The sequence below is a fragment of the Psychrobacter sp. bablab_jr014 genome (assembly GCF_016464015.1).
Lineage (GTDB): Bacteria > Pseudomonadota > Gammaproteobacteria > Pseudomonadales > Moraxellaceae > Psychrobacter.
The window spans coordinates 94,197-112,857 of record NZ_JACDXT010000012.1; the positions used below are offsets into that span (position 1 = coordinate 94,197).

Annotated in this window: 15 protein-coding genes; 5 read left to right on the forward strand and 10 right to left on the reverse strand. The window is 45.8% G+C overall.

From position 1 onward, the window contains the following. The first annotated feature begins 23 nt into the window (after positions 1-23). From lepB to JIE71_RS03780, 5 genes are all read left to right on the forward strand, one after another. A complete protein-coding gene (gene lepB, locus JIE71_RS03760; RefSeq protein WP_199507394.1) occupies positions 24-926 on the forward strand; it encodes a signal peptidase I in 903 nt (300 codons plus the stop codon). A gap of 397 nt (positions 927-1,323) precedes the next feature. Continuing rightward, positions 1,324-2,733, forward strand: coding sequence for a ribosome rescue GTPase HflX (hflX, locus tag JIE71_RS03765; protein ID WP_199507395.1), 1,410 nt, complete (start codon positions 1,324-1,326; stop codon positions 2,731-2,733). A gap of 326 nt (positions 2,734-3,059) precedes the next feature. Then, positions 3,060-3,488, forward strand: coding sequence for a CidA/LrgA family protein (locus JIE71_RS03770; RefSeq protein WP_228284527.1), 429 nt, complete (start codon positions 3,060-3,062; stop codon positions 3,486-3,488). After that, a complete protein-coding gene (locus JIE71_RS03775; RefSeq protein WP_199507396.1) occupies positions 3,488-4,171 on the forward strand; it encodes an LrgB family protein in 684 nt (227 codons plus the stop codon). Before JIE71_RS03770 ends, JIE71_RS03775 begins: the two co-directional genes overlap by 1 nt. Before the next feature lie 514 nt (positions 4,172-4,685). Further along, the gene (locus tag JIE71_RS03780; RefSeq protein ID WP_416232005.1) at positions 4,686-5,420 is read left to right on the forward strand and encodes a lytic transglycosylase domain-containing protein; all 735 of its coding nucleotides are present in this window, start codon (positions 4,686-4,688) and stop codon (positions 5,418-5,420) included. A gap of 126 nt (positions 5,421-5,546) precedes the next feature. Here the strand turns inward: JIE71_RS03780 and tsf are convergent, their stop codons facing one another. From tsf to JIE71_RS03830, 10 genes are all read right to left on the reverse strand, one after another. After that, positions 5,547-6,425 carry a translation elongation factor Ts gene (gene tsf / locus JIE71_RS03785; RefSeq protein ID WP_199507398.1) on the reverse strand — a complete coding sequence of 293 codons (879 nt, stop codon included), beginning with the start codon at positions 6,423-6,425 and terminating at the stop codon, positions 5,547-5,549. A 201-nt stretch (positions 6,426-6,626) separates the two neighbouring features. Then, positions 6,627-7,409, reverse strand: a complete 783-nt coding sequence (gene rpsB, locus JIE71_RS03790; RefSeq protein ID WP_199507399.1) for a 30S ribosomal protein S2 — start codon at positions 7,407-7,409, stop codon at positions 6,627-6,629. Positions 7,410-7,756: 347 nt separating this feature from the next. Next, entirely contained in the window at positions 7,757-8,203 is a 447-nt protein-coding gene (locus JIE71_RS03795) for a chemotaxis protein CheX (protein ID WP_199507400.1), read from the reverse strand. A 35-nt stretch (positions 8,204-8,238) separates the two neighbouring features. Further along, positions 8,239-8,688, reverse strand: a complete 450-nt coding sequence (locus JIE71_RS03800; protein WP_199507401.1) for a chemotaxis protein CheX — start codon at positions 8,686-8,688, stop codon at positions 8,239-8,241. 29 nt (positions 8,689-8,717) lie between these two features. After that, the gene (locus JIE71_RS03805; protein WP_199507402.1) at positions 8,718-9,080 is read right to left on the reverse strand and encodes a response regulator; all 363 of its coding nucleotides are present in this window, start codon (positions 9,078-9,080) and stop codon (positions 8,718-8,720) included. Between the two features lie 20 nt (positions 9,081-9,100). Next, positions 9,101-11,257: an ATP-binding protein gene (locus JIE71_RS03810; protein WP_199507403.1), complete on the reverse strand. Its 2,157-nt coding sequence runs from the start codon at positions 11,255-11,257 to the stop codon at positions 9,101-9,103. 2 nt (positions 11,258-11,259) lie between these two features. Next, entirely contained in the window at positions 11,260-12,132 is an 873-nt protein-coding gene (locus JIE71_RS03815) for a transporter substrate-binding domain-containing protein (protein WP_199507404.1), read from the reverse strand. Between the two features lie 335 nt (positions 12,133-12,467). Then, positions 12,468-13,718 carry a multidrug effflux MFS transporter gene (locus tag JIE71_RS03820; RefSeq protein WP_228284529.1) on the reverse strand — a complete coding sequence of 417 codons (1,251 nt, stop codon included), beginning with the start codon at positions 13,716-13,718 and terminating at the stop codon, positions 12,468-12,470. 205 nt (positions 13,719-13,923) lie between these two features. Further along, positions 13,924-14,739, reverse strand: coding sequence for a crotonase/enoyl-CoA hydratase family protein (locus JIE71_RS03825; protein WP_199507405.1), 816 nt, complete (start codon positions 14,737-14,739; stop codon positions 13,924-13,926). 259 nt (positions 14,740-14,998) lie between these two features. Next, on the reverse strand, positions 14,999-18,439 hold the full coding sequence (locus JIE71_RS03830) for an ATP-binding protein (protein ID WP_228284530.1): 3,441 nt from the start codon (positions 18,437-18,439) through the stop codon (positions 14,999-15,001). Between the last annotated feature and the right edge of the window lie 222 nt (positions 18,440-18,661).

Here is an 18,661-nt window from a genome sequence, read left to right on the forward strand (position 1 = left end):
TATGCGCAGATAGGTAGCTGAGTATGGATTTTGATTTTAACTTGATTTTGGTGCCCTTAACCTTGGTATTGGGCGTCATTTGGCTGGTGGAAAAATTTGCGCTCAAGCAGCGTAAGACACGCGGACGGGGTCAAGAAAATGTCTTTGTCCGCTGGGCTTATGACTTTTTCCCTGTCCTTGCTGTGGTGCTTGTGGTGCGCTCATTTTTACTTGAGCCGTTTAATATTCCATCCTCATCGATGGTACCGACGCTATACACGGGTGACTTTATTGCCGTGAACAAATACGCCTATGGCGTGCGTCTGCCATTGACTTATAATAAGATATTAGATACTGGCAGCCCTGAGCGCGGCGATGTGGTGGTCTTTCGCTATCCTGAAAACCCCAACATCTATTACATCAAGCGCTTGATTGGTTTGCCGGGCGATACGGTCAGTTTTGATAATGGTCAGATTTCTATCAATGGCGAGCCTGTCCCTACTAAAGTGGCGGACTTTGATGCCAATCCTGAGCTGACCGCGCAGCTGTATGGCGCAGGTGAGGTCGCTCCAGGTCAAATGCTAGATGCCAAGCAAGCCAAAGAGATGGGCGAATCTGAAGAGATGGGTGCTCAATATCTGCAAGAAACTCAAGGTGAACATCAGCACTTGGTACGCTATATTACAGGTATGAACAGCTCGCAATATGGGCCATTTTTACAGTCGCAGTCACCTGATGTGGTCAGCTCAGAAGGCAAGCAGTGGCAAGTTACTGTGCCTGAAGGGCATTACTTTATGATGGGTGACAACCGTGACCGCAGTGCGGACAGTCGCTTTTGGGGTTTTGTCCCTGATGAAAACCTTGCAGGCAAAGCCGTGTACATTTGGATGCATAAGCCTGCAGGCCTAACGCTGCCAACCTTTGACCGTAATGGTGCGATTGATTAAACCTTACGCGCGGTTATTGATGCATGAGAGCGACATAAAGGCTAGGGCGTGTTGAACATTCGCAAATAGGCACTGCTGATTGCTAAAATTGTTCCAGACAAGGCACAAAGCGACGATAATGCAGATGCCTTAGCGAGATTTGTAACGCAGTATGGGGCAATTTTAGCATCAGCCCGCAGGGACAGGACTCTTTGTTGCCGCTTCATCGTTAAAAATAAACGCTTAGAATGACTAAACTTATTATTTTTAACCTCGAATCGCCTAAAAAATAGTCGCTGTCAGTGCCATGGTCGAATGGTCAACACGCCCTAATATTATTATGATTTTTATACCCCTCTGCTTCCATCAACGATTTTTACATTCTCATTTTTTAATAACATGACATAGGTGACTATTTTTGGAATATTTTGACAGATATGAAGGCGGCGAACGTGCCATTTTGGTACATTTGGATATTCGCCAGTTGCAAGACCCAGACGACTTGGGCGAGTTTGAGTTGCTGGTCGATTCAGCAGGTGCGCAACGTTTGGCACTGGTCACAGGCTCACGTCTCAAGCCTGATGCCAAATACTTTGTCGGCTCAGGCAAGGCAGAAGAAATCGCCGAGCTGGTGCGCTTGCACAACGCGGATATTGTGATTTTTAACCACAGCTTGTCCCCTTCGCAAGAGCGTAATATCGAATCGATTGCCAAATGCCGCGTGCTTGACCGTACGGGCTTAATTTTGGATATTTTTGCCCAGCGTGCGCGTACCTACGAAGGTAAGCTTCAGGTCGAGCTGGCGCAGCTCAATCACCTATCCACGCGTCTGGTACGCGGTTGGACGCATTTGGAGCGCCAAAAAGGCGGTATCGGTCTGCGTGGTCCTGGTGAGACGCAGCTTGAGACCGACCGCCGCTTGCTACAAACGCGGGTCAATCAGCTCAAAACCAAGCTCGATAAGGTCAAGCAAACCCGCGCACAAGGTCGTGCGAAACGCCAAAAGTCAGACGTGCCGACCATTTCTTTAGTGGGCTATACCAATGCGGGCAAATCAACCTTGTTTAACCGTTTGGTCGATGAAAACATCTATGCCGCTGACCAACTGTTCGCGACTCTAGACCCAACTTTGCGCCGTTTGGATTGGCAAGGCGTTGGCCGTGTGGTACTCGTAGATACCGTTGGTTTTGTGCGTCATTTGCCGCACGAATTGGTCGAGTCGTTCCATGCGACGCTAGAAGAAACGCTAGAGGCGGACTTGCTACTCCACGTCATCGACGCCTCAAGTGAAGACATGCATGAGCAAATCAACGCGGTTAAGGCAGTACTGGCAGAGATTAATAACGACGTACCTGTATTAAACGTGTACAACAAAATCGATGTGACAGGCGAGCCGCCGCATGTGGGCTATGCGGACAAAGATACGCCCAATCGTGTGTATATCTCATCGCGTGAAAACCTCGGTATCGAAGGCTTATCGCTTGCGGTGCAGCAGCTCCTCACAGGGACGCTGACGACTTTTGAGCTGACTTTGCCATACGATGCAGGGCAGCTTAAAAATGCGCTGTATGAGCTAAACGTCATCGAAGAAGAAAGCTTTGACGACACAGGGCATGAGCGTCTGACCGTGCGTCTACAAAGTGACAAACTCAAGCAGCTGCTTGGGCAAGCACGTCTGTCACCAAGTGACGTGTTGCCACCTGCGCAAGCCACGCTACTGATGCCAAAGCTAGAAGAATTTGAGCAAAACAAAAGCGCCGACGTCACTGATGCATATGATGCGCCTATGGACGATGATACCTTTGACGAGGCATCGCTAGATTCTTAATCTTTAATGTCCGTTAACGTATCAATGAGCGTTACTAAAACGCGCCGCTTGTCATAAGAGGCGCGTTTTTTTATACGTGCTATTTTTTAAAAAATTACCATAGGCATTGATTGTTTAATAATATCAATAAAAACATTCAGTTACCTTAGATTGCTGCCATGACAAAAATCACATCACCACCGCTGATTGTTCAACTGGGGTTTATGATTGGTATACACAGCGTTATAATCTTGCATACCTTTTTATGACTATTCCTGTGCGCGCTTTTATGTCCTAATGCATCCGCAGGTATATTTGCTCCTCTTTCTTATCCGCAAGGACTGTTTATGCGCTCGCCCGCTACTTCTACCCTACCGCGCTGGATGGGTATTGTTATAACACTTGCCATGGTCATTATCGTGCGCGAATTGGCAGTACTGGTCTGTGCAGCGCTGGGCATGGATAAAGCCGCCAATATCGTCGGTCTGGTTGTGATGTTTATCCTATTGATATTTTGGCGTGTGTGGCGCGGTTTGCCCAGTTGGTTGACCAGTGCGAGCAACACACTACTTGTGGACAGTGGTTTTGCTTTCTTGCCTATCTCCGCAGGCGCAGGTCTTATTTTATTTGCGATGGGAGATGAGCTGTGGGGCGTGCTTGCGACCATTGTCATCAGCACCCTTATTCCACTTTGGGGCTTGGTGCATTTAGCAAAGCGCGCCTTAAAAGATACCCCAAGCGCGCAGTCCACGACTACAAAACAAGGACAATCCTAATGATAATGGCTGTAATCGCTGCTTTTGTATTGACCTTAGCTGCGCACATTGGCTCACGTATGATATCGCGCAGGTTCCCTGTGTTTCCTACCGTCATTACTGCCCTTGCTTTGGTATTGTTATTGCTATGGTTGGTTAAATGGGATTATCAGGAATACTATACCGCAGCAAAGCCTATTTTTGACCGTCTACTGGGCTATGTGACGGTGCTGCTTGCTGTACCGCTTGCCGCAATGAACTTTAAGGGCTTGCCTGTAAAGCGCCTGTGTATGATTGTCGCTACAGCAAGTGCTGCTGGCGCATTACTGCCTATGGGCTTGGCATATCTGTTTACGCTACCGCTAGATACTATCTTAGCGTTTGCTACTCGTTCTGTAACGACACCTATTGGTCTGAGTGTCGCAAGTCTGATACACGCGCCCTTAGCACTAGCAAACTTAATTATTATTGTTTCAGGGTTGCTTGGCGGCATGCTCAGTAAGTTCTTATTTGCCAATATTGACGACGACCGCGCCAAAGGTTTAGCGCTAGGCTTAGCAGCACATGCTTTTGGTACCGTTGAAGCATGGCAAATCAGTACCGCCGCTGGCCGTTATGCTGCATTTGGACTGGCGGTCAATGGCCTATTGACTGCCATTTGGCTACCCATATTTATGAGTATGCTGGCGTTACCTGCGCCTTAGTGGATTCTTTAAAAATAGATAAATTTTTAGCATCATCAGAGAAATTTTATTAAACAAAATGTCTGCCCATTTTTATAAGCTTAAAGACGCAAACTCTTAAATAGCAGTCATCTCTCTTATCATTTATTGACCGCTTAAAAACCTAACCTTTTGATATTGTAATAAAATTTACAGGTTTACAAAATATTTTCGCGTTGTATCTGCTTTATGCGCAATATCATGTAGCGGTCATATTTTTTATGCTATAGTAAGTAATTATTATATTTTGTATCTATTGCACACACTTTCGCTGCCTGCTGGGTAACTTTGTTGATCGTTAACTTATCGATTAACACAGCCAATCATTACCGCTGCCCATAGGCTGTAACTCGTCTGTGTCATCTGCGACCGTATGACCACAAGTGGTACCACTATGATAAATGCTGCTCTACCTCGTGTTTCCGTCCTTTCGCTGTCTACTCTATTTATCTTAAGCGCTTTTACTCTTACCGCTCATGCCAATAGCGGTGTCAAAATGTCGATTTATAAGGATAAAAATGGGCAAGCGCTATTGACCAATGTCAAGCCAAGCGGTCAGAATTTTCAAAAATATACCAAGCACGTCAAAACCACCTATTATAAAGGCAACAGCAGCGCTGGTAGCTATAGCAATAATTATGGCAGTAACAGCTACGGTAATGCAGCCGCGAGCAGCAGTGGCAACCGCAATGCCTATGACAGCTATATTCGCGCATCTGCAGCGCGTCATGGCGTTGACCCTGCACTCATGAAAGCGATGATGCATACCGAATCAGCATTTAATCCCAGCGCCCGCTCCCCTGTGGGCGCACAAGGGTTAATGCAGCTGATGCCAGCCACTGCTCGGCGCTTTTCAGTCAACAATCCATGGAATCCTGCGGAAAATATCGAGGGCTCGGCCAAGTATATCGCATGGCTGATGCGCCGCTTTAATGGCAATGTTGAACATGCAGTAGCAGGTTATAATGCTGGCGAAGGCAATGTCGATAAGTACGGCGGTATACCACCCTTTACTGAGACGCGCAACTATGTCAAAAACGTGATGAGCCGCTATCATACGCTGTATAAAAATGATGCAGGGCTGTATGGCGGTACAATGAATGCCAGTAATAACAGTACGGTAAATGGCTCTATGCGCAATGTCAGCTATGGCACGAGCAGCAATAGCGCCAGTATTGGTTATGCCAATGTGAATGCCAACGCCAATCAAGCGTATGCTGCTTTGCGTTAAGGTTGTAAGAATATACCCAATCAGTAACAGGCTTTAGACCAACGCTAAATACCAACCATAAAAAAACCCGCCATAAATTATGGCGGGTTTTTGCTTAAGCAATGTTTTGTTTAAGCAGTATCACGCTTATTTAGCAGCTGATGCTTGGGCAGCAGCAACTTCAGCAGCGAAATCTTCTTGCTTCTTCTCGATGCCTTCACCAACTTCTAGACGTTTAAAGCCAAGAACTTTTACGCCTTCAGCTTTTAGTACATCGCCAACTTTCTTTTCGTTGTCCATGACGTATGGCTGACGCAGTAAAGTCACTTCGTCTAGGTACTTACGCAAGCCACCTTCGATCATTTTCTCAACGATGTTGTCAGGCTTGCCAGATTCTTTTGCTTTGGCTTCGATGATGTCTTTTTCACGTGCAAGTACGTCTGCAGACACATCTTCATCGTTTACAGCAACTGGGTTAAATGCAGCGATGTGCATTGCTAGGTTTTTGCCAGTTGCTTCAGTGCCGCCTTCGTAAGAAACCACAACACCAATACGAATACCATGACGGTATGACGCTAGGTTGTCGCCTTCGATAGTTTCAGCGCGGCGAACTTGGATGTTTTCACCGATTTTTTGTACTAAAGATACACGCGCTTCTTCAACAGTTTGACTGTCGCTGTATGCCAACTGAGCAATTTCATTTACGTCAGTAGTGTTGTTTTCTAGAGCAATGTTCGCCACTTTTTCAGCAAATGCTGTGAAGTTGTCGTCTTTTGCAACAAAGTCAGTTTGGCAGTTTACTTCTAGTAGCAATGCTTTATTGCCATTTTGCGCGATAATGATAGCGCCGTCAGCTGCGATGTTACCTGCTTTTTTGGCTGCTTTTGCTTGACCTGATTTACGTAGGTTGTCGATGGCTACTTCAACATCACCATTTGACTCTTCTAACGCTTTTTTACATTCCATCATGCCAAGACCAGTACGGTCACGCAATTCTTTTACCATTTTGGCGGTTACTTGTGCCATAAGAGTTACCTCAGTATTGTTATAAAAAAATAATTGGGTGTTATGGTAGCAAACGTCAGTGACATACGTGTGACCGATACCTTAAATCTTGTAACGGCCTAATAAGAACAAGGCATGACGAGTTAGCCTACATCATGCCTGTCCATTACGTATCTGACTGACTTAAGGTGACGACGTCAGAAAACGTCTCCCTTGATAGGATTACTGGTCAGCTTGTGCTTCTTCAGTAGTGTCAGCAGCTTCTTCTTGCTCAGCAGCGGCGTTGTTGCCAGCGGCTTGAGTTTGTGCGTACTCTTTACCTGCGATGATCGCATCAGCAACAGCAGTTACGTACAAAGTTACGGCGCGGATAGCGTCGTCGTTTGCTGGGATGATGTAATCAACGTTATCTGGGTTTGAGTTGGTATCAACGATACCGATAACTGGAATACCTAGGTTTTTGGCTTCTTTGATAGCGATGGCTTCGTGGTCAACGTCAACAACGAAGATAGCGTCAGGTAGGCCACCCATGTCTTTGATACCACCTAGTGAACGCTCAAGTTTTTCCATATCACGAGTACGCTCTAGCGCTTCACGCTTAGTCAGCTTAGCAAAAGTACCGTCTTCAGCTTGCTTTTCTAGCTCTTTTAGGCGGTTGATTGACTGGCGTAGGGTCTTCCAGTTGGTCAACATACCGCCCAACCAGCGATGGTCAACGTATGGCATACCAGCACGTGCTGCTTGCTCACGGATGATGCCGCTTGCTGCGCGCTTAGTACCAACGAACAAGATTTTGTTTTTCTTGCTGGCTAGGTTATTTACGTAGTTTAGCGCTTCATTGAAGGCTTTAACGGTGTGCTCTAGGTTGATGATATGGATCTTGTTACGCGCACCAAAGATGTATGGGCCCATTTTTGGGTTCCAAAAACGTGTTTGGTGACCAAAGTGAGCGCCTGCTTGTAGTAGGTCGCGCATAGATACTTGAGTTGGGTTTTGATTCGCCATGGAATATGTCCTTTGTGTTGGGTTATGCCTCCACACCACAAAAACAGCCTATCTGCTGATACGCATCTGCGCCATCAAGGGGCAAATTAATCAAATCAGCAGACACCCAGCAGTTTTTTGCCGTGATGTGTGTGTCATTGGTTGATTAAAAATAAAGAATACTTTGATACTTATCTTATCGAGCAGTACAAGACTGAAAGATGGGAACAAGCATGCAAAGTTGCGGCGTATTTTATCACATTATCGCTCTTAACCTCTAGCTCTTTTACACTTGATCTGAGCATAAAAAAACAGCGCCGAGACGCTGTTTTTTATTTGCTATTACTGCTTTTTAAAATAAAACAGGACTAGTTGATACAAATACCAATGACGGCACTGTGGCCACGCCAGCTAAAGGGCGTGATATAACCGTTGTTCTCTTTGTTCAGATGAACCACTGGCGCACCATCGACGATACTGGGTGGTGAAATAACAAAATCAGGGCCAAATTCAGTACGCGCATTACCTGAGATAGTATTAGCCATCTCACCGAGTAAGTCTTTCATCATTGTCAAAGAAGAGTCAGGCTCTTGCATGACATTGATAATCTCACGCAGCATGATACTGGGCGCACTCACATACACACAACCTTCAAGCGGTCCTGAGATACGAATGACACCGCTATAATCATAACCAACAGCAGATTTATTGCTGTTGAGATAGGGCGTATCGAGTGCAACGGGGCTGTCGTCAATCTGCGAAAAAAAAGCACTGATTGAGCTTAAAAAAACCCCTAACTTTTCTACTTTAACCATAATATCTTATCGTCCCGACGCAACACACGCGTCATTTAGTCTTGCAAACACACCACAATTTCCCCAACTTCAGACTTCCAAGTCACAGGAATGATAAATGAGCGTTCATTTTTGGGCAGAATGATGCTCTGTGGTGAACCTTTAAATACAAACGGTACAGAGATATGGAATGTCGAACCAAACTCCGTACGCGCATTACCCGCAATGGTATTGGCTACTTCACCTGCCAAATCTACCAAATTACTTTCACTTTTGTCTGACTCACCCATGCTGTCTAAAATGCGGTCTAGTAATTTCGTGGTAGATGAAAAGTAAACCACACCCTTTTGCACGCCTGAAATACCGATTAGTCCTGTATAGTCATGGACTTTTGGCTGCTCATTTTCTAGCAGGTATGGGGTGTCTACCAACAGTTCTTCGCCACCAAACTGCTGAAAATAACCAGTGATAATATCTAAAAAAACCTGAAGTTTCTGTTCTTTCATAATCGCCTCTATAGCTTATGGTTCGGGTGTCAGTCTTCCATCAGCTCATCGAGAGCTTCTACCAATTCTTCTTCAGAAAAAGGCTTACACAAAAAGCCACTTGCGCCCAGCGACAAAGCTTCAATGCCTGTGGCTTTATCCGATAATGCCGAAACTACCAAGATACGTACATTAGGATCTTGAGCGATAATTTTTTCGATACACTCTAAACCGTCCATTTGTGGCATGGTTAAATCCATAGTCACAACATCAGGACGGTGAATATTGAATTTTTCTAGTGCCATCACCCCACTGGTCGCTGTCGCAACTAAAGTGAACTTGCCTGAATCATAAGCGCGCTGAATGCGGTTTCGAATGATATTAGAATCATCAACAATCATTAATTTATACATAAGTATTTATCATCCTTAATTTAAGCGTTTGGCAGGGTAATGACAAAACGTGTCATTTTGCCAAGCTCACTATTTACATTGAGCGTACCATCATATTCTTTAACTTGTGCTTTGATGATATCCAGACCCACACCGCGACCACCATCTTCATCCGCTGATTCTTTGGTTGAGAATCCTGATGAAAACAGTGCGTTTAATAGCTCTCCGCGCTCAAGCTCACGTGCTTCATCAATACTATAGCGACCCAGTGTCACTAAGCGATCGCGGATCTTATCATAGTCAATGCCTTGACCATCGTCTTGAATGGTAATGACAAACTCTTTGCCGTTGTTTTGCATGGTCAAGTCTGTATTACCCGCTGCAGGTTTACCCAGTCCCATACGTACTGAAGGCGACTCCACCCCATGCACGATAGCATTACGTAGCAGCTGGATGCTGATTTCTTTGACCGCTTTGTTTAGATGTTGCGGGATGCGCACATCTTTTAGGCTGTCGCTGTTTAGGTTAATTTGCTTACCTTGGCGAGCTGCAATCTCACGCGCAAAGTTTTGGTAATAGCTGTACAAATGATCGTTTTCATCATCTAAGCTGATTACTGCATCTGTGACGTCAGCCGCAATGGGGGCTGTGCTGTTGTCGGTTGCTACTGTGCTGGCTGCCACTGTACTGGTAGCTGCAGGTGATGAGCTATTAATACGCTGACCCAAGCTTTCGATGGTGTTTGATAGGCTAAGCAGTTCATCAAGCTGTACGGTCAATGGTAAGAAGTCGTTACCAGAGAGCTTGCCTTGGTTTTGTAGCGCGTATAATTTGTCTTCTGCTTCTGATGCAATCTTAGTAAAGCTGTGTAGCTTAAGTGCAGAGGCTTCACCTTTTAAGCTGTGCATTTCACGATAAATGGCTTTGAGCTTGTTCTCTAGCTCGTACTGTGAGCTACCTGGGTTTTTCAGGATATTGTTAATTTTATCGATGTTGATCTTCGTGTTATTGATAAACTCGTTGATCACTTTTGGATTTACATTCAAGATGGTGGTCAACATCTCAATCTGCATGTCATTTTGCGCACGCTCTTTTTCTAGGCGCTGCTCTAGCATGACCGCGTCTGAAACGTCACTTACGTTGACCAAAATACGGGCAATTTCTTTGTCTTCATAAACACGTGAGAATTTAAAGTCAAGGAAGCGACTGTCTTTACTTTGCTCGCCTGAGGTATTGTGTAGCATCACTTTGTGTAGCGGATTGAGTGAGTCTACCAGCTTCTCTTTTACGCGTGGGTTGTAGAGCTGCTCAATAAACTGACGCGTGGTTGATAGGTCTTTGTCTGAAATACGGCCACGAAGTACTTGCGCAAAGTTCTCACCAGCCAATTTTTGCGTACCGATAATGCCTTCTAGTGCACGTGAGTGCTGCTGACCGATGTTTAGGTCTTTATCAAGTAGGAACAGACCTGTGTTTACGGTCTCTAGAATCTCTTCGGTCTCGCGACGGGCTTCGAGTACTTCAGCATCACTTTCACGTAGACGGCGTACGAAGAAGAAGATAAAGATTAGGAAGTAGCCCAAAATCGCCGCAACACCCAAAATCTGAATCAAACGAATGGTACGCGCTTGGTTTTCAGCGTCTTCAAATACTTCGTTGGTCAAGTCGCCTAATGATTCGTTCATCAATAGACTTGAGGTTTTCGCCTGCTCTACTGCCTGAGTCAATTCATCACTAGAATCAACCATAACGTTATCTGCGTCTTTTAAATACGCCTGAATACGCGGCTCTAATAATTTCCACTGCGCATCAGCGACTTGTAGATTTTGCTGCGCTTCACCACTGATGGTTGGCAAGGTATAGCTGTTATCATCAACAGTAATCGTACCACCTGTGCCAATCTGATCGATTGATTGGTTGATTAGGTTGGTATTGTTTTCTAAACGCTCAAGCACACGTTGGATGTGCGGTGAGTTGGTATCTTCACCATAGCTGCTTTCTAAGTCGAACAAGTCTTTAATTACCGCCTGTGCGCTGTTGGCAACTTGGTTGGTTTGGTCAATCAAAACCGTATTACGCTCAAGCAAGCTTGATGTATAAAAAGTAAAGGCCAAAAGAGCGCCAATCAAAGATAAGAACAGCGCAATCGAAATAATCAAGCCACGGTAACGACCGTTATTTGTAGTAGTTGTCGCCATGATTACGCTCCCTCTTTATTGGTTGCTGTCGCGTTTTCAGGTGCTGCACCTTGCTCACCAAGCCATTTTTCACCAATTTTTGCAAACGTACCACTTGCTTTTAGTTTGGCAATACCGTCATTGACTTTGTTAATCAACTCATCATTACCTTTAGCCATTAGGATGACCTGCTGTGCTGAAGGATTGTCTTCCCCTTCATAAGCAACAATGTTTACTTTGTATTCAGGATGGTTTTTGGCGGTGTACTGAAGAATCGGCAAATCATGCAAAATGGCATCCGTTTTGCCTTGTATCAAATCTTCATACAATAAAAACGCCGTAGTTCTTGTTGAGAAGTTACTGTATTTACCCATCGCAAGTGCTTGATCGACCTGCTTAGAGCCTTCCATTGCAGAGATATTTTTACCTTGCAAATCATCTAAACTATTAACGTTTAACTCTGGTTTTGCGTACATAACGGCCGCAGGGTTGAAGAAATAAGAATTAGAGAGTCCGTATCTTTCTGCACGCTCATCTTTATAAGAAATACCAGAAATTGCTAGGTCACGACTGCCTGACTCTACACTGTCAAACATGTCTTGCCACGTCTCTTTATAAAACTCGACCTTAAACCCTTCTTCTTCACCGATAGCACGGATCGAATCAATGTCGATGCCTTGCATATTGCCGTAATCGTCTTGAAATGAGAATGGAGGCATGGTGCCTGTGGTCGCTACTTTGATAACAGGCGCATCTGCTGGCAAACTACTAACAAACGCATCTTGGCCCTTTTCTTGCGTACTATTGCTGGCGGTCGTTTCTGGTTGGCTTGAGTTGTTGCACCCAACCATACCTACGCTCAATACAAGCGGGAGTATTCGATAAAGCTGTTTCATGACACATCCTTGTTACTTCGTGAAGTTCTGAACCTGTTTTCGCATTTTTTTTACAAACCAGCAATATTAAATGACAAATATGCGGTTTATTTATTACATGCAGTTACACCGAATAATACTGAAGCAATCTAAGAAATGCAATTATTATCTAATGTTATCTTTGCAACTGAATAAATAATGAAAGAAAATAGTCTAATTATCAACAATTTAAAGAACTATTGTCTATCAAGAATACGTATACTTTTTTAAGCGTCTATTATTTTTACTCATTATGAACTTATGTTGTGTTTGAATATTATAATTCCTTAATTTTTTTATGGTTATTTTGATAAATATTATTCTGCATCATCAAGATTCAATGTTTTGTCTATTTTCCAAACCAAAAAACACCCTGTTGCCATTAAGGCAAACATGGTTATACCCAGTTTTAACACTGGATTGACAGCAAATAGATTCAATAAAAGCCCGCCAAAGATACCGACAGAAAACATCAGTGAGCCTTGTAGTGCGCTAGCCATACCTGCGCGGCGCTTTTGAAATGCGAGCGCAATCGCTGACGCATTTGGCTGCGTCAAACCCAAGCCTGCAATACAAAAGAAGATACACACCAAGACCAGCGGCAACCATGCATCGCTACCAAAGAGCGACCCCAAAACAAACAGTCCGCCTGAGGCTACGACCTGCACCAGCGCGCCAAAGCGCAATAAGCTGAGTATACGAAAGCGGTTGGTCAACCATTGATTCAGCTGGGTCAGCGCGATAAAGCCTGCAGCATTAAATCCAAATATCCAACTAAAATGTTGTGCAGAGACACCGTAGGTGTCCATAAGCAGCTCAGATGCCGCACTGATATACACAAACATAGAACCCATTAATAGCCCCCCACCGATAGCAGGATAATTAAACGTAGGGTCCTTTAATAAGTCCCAGTACTGACTGAGCACTTCTCTAGCGGGACGTAAATTGCGGTTCTCTTCGGCCAAGGTTTCAGTAAAAAAGAACTTGGTTAATATAAGATTCAATAGACCGAAGGCAGTTAAGAACCAAAAAATAGAATGCCAGCTAAAAAACTCCAAAAATTGTGCGCCTAATAGTGGCGCTAAAATCGGTGCAAGACCCATTACCAAAATCATAATTGAAAAGGCTTTTGCGGTTTGTTTTGCGGTAAGGCGGTCACGAATGGCAGCCCGCGTCACAACTGCTCCCACACAAGCACCCAAAGCCTGAACCGTCCGCCCAACAAACAAAATATATTCATTATTTGTCGTCGCGCACACCAAGGAGGCGACCACGTATAGGCTCATGCCAATATATAACGGCTTGACGCGCCCGATACGGTCACTAAATGGGCCATAAAACAGCTGACCAAAGACCAGACCAACAAAATAAGCGGGTACAGAGTTGGCAATAAAAGCGGTCGATACCCCAAAGCTATCCGCCATGGCAGGCAGCGCAGGTAAATACATATCAATAGATAAGGGACCTATAGCGACCATGAGGCCGAGCATCATAATCCATGCAACAGGTAGATCTGAGGAGCGCACACGGTCATTTGGATTGGGCAGATTGGGTTTGATAGCAGACATAAAGATAACCGTCATGTTGTGATAAGAAAAAATAAAACACCCTATGCCCCGCTTGGTAATACCCAAGGAGCAAAAATAAGGATGCTTTTACATTTAAAAATAAGGTATGTTTGAATAATCAGCTATAGTAAAACCTAAGTAAAACTGATACGGCATCAGAAACACGCTCGATTAAAGGCAGCAATATTTTTGGTGCTCTTTTGCCTCACCATTGACGCGCTAAAAAAGACACGCTACTGTCCTTTGCGCGTTGTACCGCACGCTTACGGTTTTTGCCGAGTAACAGTTTTAGCTGCCATAGCTTTTCTTTATATAAAGTGGTCGTCGATACTGATTGCATACCATTAATAAGCTGTTTACTTGCCAGCACCGCATCAGGAGAACGATTGGCAATTTGTTTTGCTAAGGCCATTGCCTCATCAGGAGGATTTACGCAAAGGCGCGTAATCAGGCCATAATCTAGCGCGGTCTTAGCATCACAAACTTCCGCACTCATCGCTAGTGCTTTAAGCGCATCGGCGCGCACCAGTCCTAGCGCCGATTGACTCAGCCCCATATCTGCGACAAGTCCCCATTTAGCTTCCATAATAGCAAGCTTTGTATCTGTATGGGCAAAGCGCACATCGCACGCCAGCGCCAGCTGTAACCCTGCGCCAAGGCAGTGCCCTGAAAGCGCTGCAATCACAGGAATCGGTAACTCACGCCATACAAGGCACACCTCTTGGAACAGACTGCGCGTGGGCTTTAGCAGTTGCCAGACAATCCACGCTTGGCGCTTTGATTGATTCAAATCACCAAGGTCAATACCTGAGCAAAAGGTATCTGCCGCGCCAGTGACGATGACCGCACGTAAGGTTTTATCCGCACGGATATGCTGCGCCACTTGTAGCAGCTCCTCCATCATCTCAATGCTCATGGCGTTTTTTTTGTCAGGACGATATAGCGTCAAAGTGACGATGGCATCATCGATACGGACTTGTAAGGTTTTATAACAATAGGTGGCAACGGCGTGCGGATGCATGGTTTTTCCTTATCTATAATAGTGGCGGTATACAATCGCCATGCATCTCGTCATTTCGTGCAAACCCTATTATCAAAAACGGTCATCGAAAAATGACAAAGCATGGCGTAAAATCAATATGACCCGCCAAAAACCATGCGTCAATGCGCGTTATTGTCTCAACCAGTCAATAAATGTTGCATCGTATAATAGTGGTTATTGTGCGCAACTGACTGAGGCAGCACCAGTCATTCTTGGTAACACATTGTGCCTTTAACCATCAAATCATTTTCCAAGTCATGTCATTTTCACTGAGCAAATGAAACTGCAGCTGTGGGTGGGCTTTTAAGTCCGCCGTTTTTAGATTATCAAGTGCATGCTGTAATGCCTCATAATAAGGGGTGAGCATGGCAAACTGTACGGAGGTGGTGTGCTGCGTGTTTAATAAGCATTTGTCTTCAAGGTTTTGGCTGGCAAAGCGCAGCTCAGGCACACCCGTATAGCGGCTGGCACCCAAAATACGGTGGGCAACTTGCCCCAACTGCTGGCGGTCATGCGCTTGCCATGCGCGCGCAAGGGCCTCTTTTTCTTCATCGACACTATCAATCATCATGGTCAATAGCTTGATGGCCAAGTCAGGCTTGTTGGCTGAGCGCATGAGCGCGTCTTCCCAGTCGAGTACTGTATGGTGCTCATGGGTACTTGGCATGGGGCTGTGTAGACCAAAATGTAACCCTGAGCTGTATTCAGACTCAGAACCAGCACCGTCTTGGGAGTCGTCAGAGGTATCCACGATAGCGCTGTTTGAGGTTGCGCTTTTAAGCACACTGTTGGTCACATCCTTAACGTAGCCATCACGAATTTTTTTCAAAGACAGCGGGCGATTGATTGGCGTTTCGGTGGCGTGCATTGCCATAGACGCCGCCGCTTGTACCGCCGTTTCGGTCGCATTGCCATGCGCAAAGCTCTCTGTACGTCCCAGCCATTTTTGTAAGACTTGCAGTAGCTGCGGCTGGCTGATGGGCTTACCCACATAATCATCAATACCGATTGCCATCAGTTTGTCGCGCTCATCAGAGAGGCCATGCGCGGTCAAGGCAATGATGGGAATGCGGCGTTCTCCGCCTTCGATGTTACGAATTTGCGCCGCCGCTTCTCGACCAGACATACGCGGCATTTGAATGTCCATAAATATCAAATCAATGCCTTCGCTTATGCTGCCTTTATCTTCGGCATCTGGCGTGTTTTGTTGGCGCTGTTCGGCTTTGGACTGTGCAGGCTTGTGCTCAAGGCGCTGCGTCTTGTTGCCTTTATTTTTTTGCACGTGCGCTTTACTGACCACCTCAATCGCTTCAAAGCCGCTATTGGCGGTAATGACTTTAATACCCAGCTCGCTTAACAAGGCATCGAGCACCAGTAGGTTGGGCAGATGGTCGTCTACCGCGAGTACGGTCACTCCTTCCCAGCGCGGTGTGTTCACAACAGGCGCTTTGCTGCCTGCGGTGTCGAGCATGGCGTACAGCTGGCGTTTATCAAGTGGCTCGTAAAGCATCTTGGCATGATAGCGCCCTAAAAGGTGCTGATTGGCACTGACTTGATAACCAAAGACCGCCAGCTTGCCTTGATAATGCAGGCGAATTTGTTTTAACAATGCCATCATGTCATCTTGGGTATCGGTATCAACAACCACCCAATCCCACTCGTTACCCTGCTCTTTTAATGATTGTAATAGTCCTGGTAAGGAGTTGGCGTGGGTAATACTGATGGGCAGCGTTTGCAAGCTTGCATTTAAGACTTGTTTTGAGGCGTTGTGATTAATCCACACCAGCATGCGGAAAGTATCGTGCATGCGTGCCAGCGGTGACAATACTGGCGGCGCGATGCTATCACCCGTAGGCACCTCAAGCGCATCAACATGCATGGGCATTCTAAACCAAAAAGTCGCGCCTTGTTTGTCGATGTTTTCTTGGGCATTGTCATAAAAACCAATCTCACCACCCATCAAGCGCACCAGCTGCTTAGAAATCACCAAGCCAAGCCCCGTTCCCCCATATTGGCGGGTGATTGATGGGTCCCCTTGGCTAAAGCTTTGGAACAGACTTTTTTGTGCATCGGGCGAGATGCCTTTGCCACTGTCTTGCACACTAATCGTCAGGCAGTTGTCTTGATGATCATCGAGGCTGACACGCACCAACACTTCGCCTGTATCGGTAAATTTAATCGCGTTACCTACGATATTGGTTAAGATTTGTTTGAGGCGCAGCGCATCGCCGATTATTTGCATCGGCACATCGTTATAAAACATCACCGCCATGCGCAGCCCTTTTTCTGCGGCGACTGGCGAGAGCATGTCCACCACATCATAAATGGTGTCATACAGGTCAAACTCATGCTGATCCAGCACCAGTTTACCTGCCTCGATTTTAGAAAAGTCCAACACATCATTCACCAGCGCCAGCAAATGCGCCGACGACTTACGAATGGTCTGGACATACAAGTCCTGCTCAGGATTTAATTCGCCATGACGCGCCAGCAAATTAATAAAGCCATCAATACTGTTTAAAGGGGTGCGCAGCTCGTGGCTGATATTGGTCAAAAACGCCGACTTGGCTTGGCTGGTCGAAATCGCGGCATCACGCGCATTACGAATGGAGATGTTTTGCATTTCCATCTCATCAAACGCCAGACGTAAGTCGTCCTCAGTCTGCTCAGCATGACTTTTTAGCTCTTGAAAGCTGCTGTGCAAGCGGCGCAAGGTTTTGACCAAATCCTGCTGTAATAAGTTCAGCTCACCGTCCGATTCCACAGGAATGGGCTTATACAGATTGTCCACATTGGTACGCTGCAACTGCAAGCGCAGCTCATAAATCGGCGCAATCCAGCGCTTGGCATAGATATTCAGGCTTAGTAATAAAATTAAAATGGTAAACAGCCCCGTCACCATCAGCGCCATCGCGATACGATAGCGGGCAATGTACAGCGGCTCATTGTCCATATCGATGAGCAGCCACAGATTTTGGCCTTCAAACTCACCCAAATACGTGCCGTAAGCTGTGCCAATGGGCGTGCTTTTTTGTGATAAAAAATGGGTGTTTGGGTCAATCATTGGCCATGTGGCGTCAATACCATAACCGACTGTGGCCAAAACTTGATTGTTTTCGCGAATAATTGCGATGCGCTGTACATGCTGCTCCGACTGCATACGGCTCAATCTGTCACGTATCATCACCAGCTGTGCAATCGCCCCTGTCGGTACATCATTTTTATTCATCTGACCGTCAATACTGTCAGCGCTGGCTGTATTTTGTGGTACAGGCGCCACGACATTACCCAGCGTGGGCGCGCTGCTCACCATGTAGCCCAAGCTGTTACTGTAGTATTCGGTTGGTTGATTTGAGAGTAGCGGCTGCGTGTCTTTGAGGCTGCTGCGGCGGGTCGGCTGCGAGCTGCGGTTTTCTACAATATCATCAACCACCCCTTGATTGTCTTCGCGCTGCTGGCGTTCTTGCTCCAGCAAGGTCGGTATCAGCTCGGTGGCCATGGGTTTGTAACGAATGAGTACCGCCTCAGCAAGCGCTTGCTGCTCAGATTCACTGGCACGCATCGTTTCATGAAATACCAGCAGCCCACCCACCATGGCGAGCACACAAATAGGCAAAAACACCAATAAAATCAACTGCCCATATGCCGTACTGGTATCAAACCGCTTTTTGTAAGCCATGCTCATCACCGATTGCTGATGCCCAAAACCCTAAGCCATCAGAGAGTAAAAATAAAAAGACTGCGCGCTATTTTAACAGTAAAGCGGTGTATCGCCCATGCACAGATACGCGCAGAGAGACACAAAATGCTATAATGGCGCCATTTCCTGTCTGAATTTTCAAATACACGCACCTGTAGGCATGATATTGATGCCTCAGCAGTGCATTTTATATATACCTGA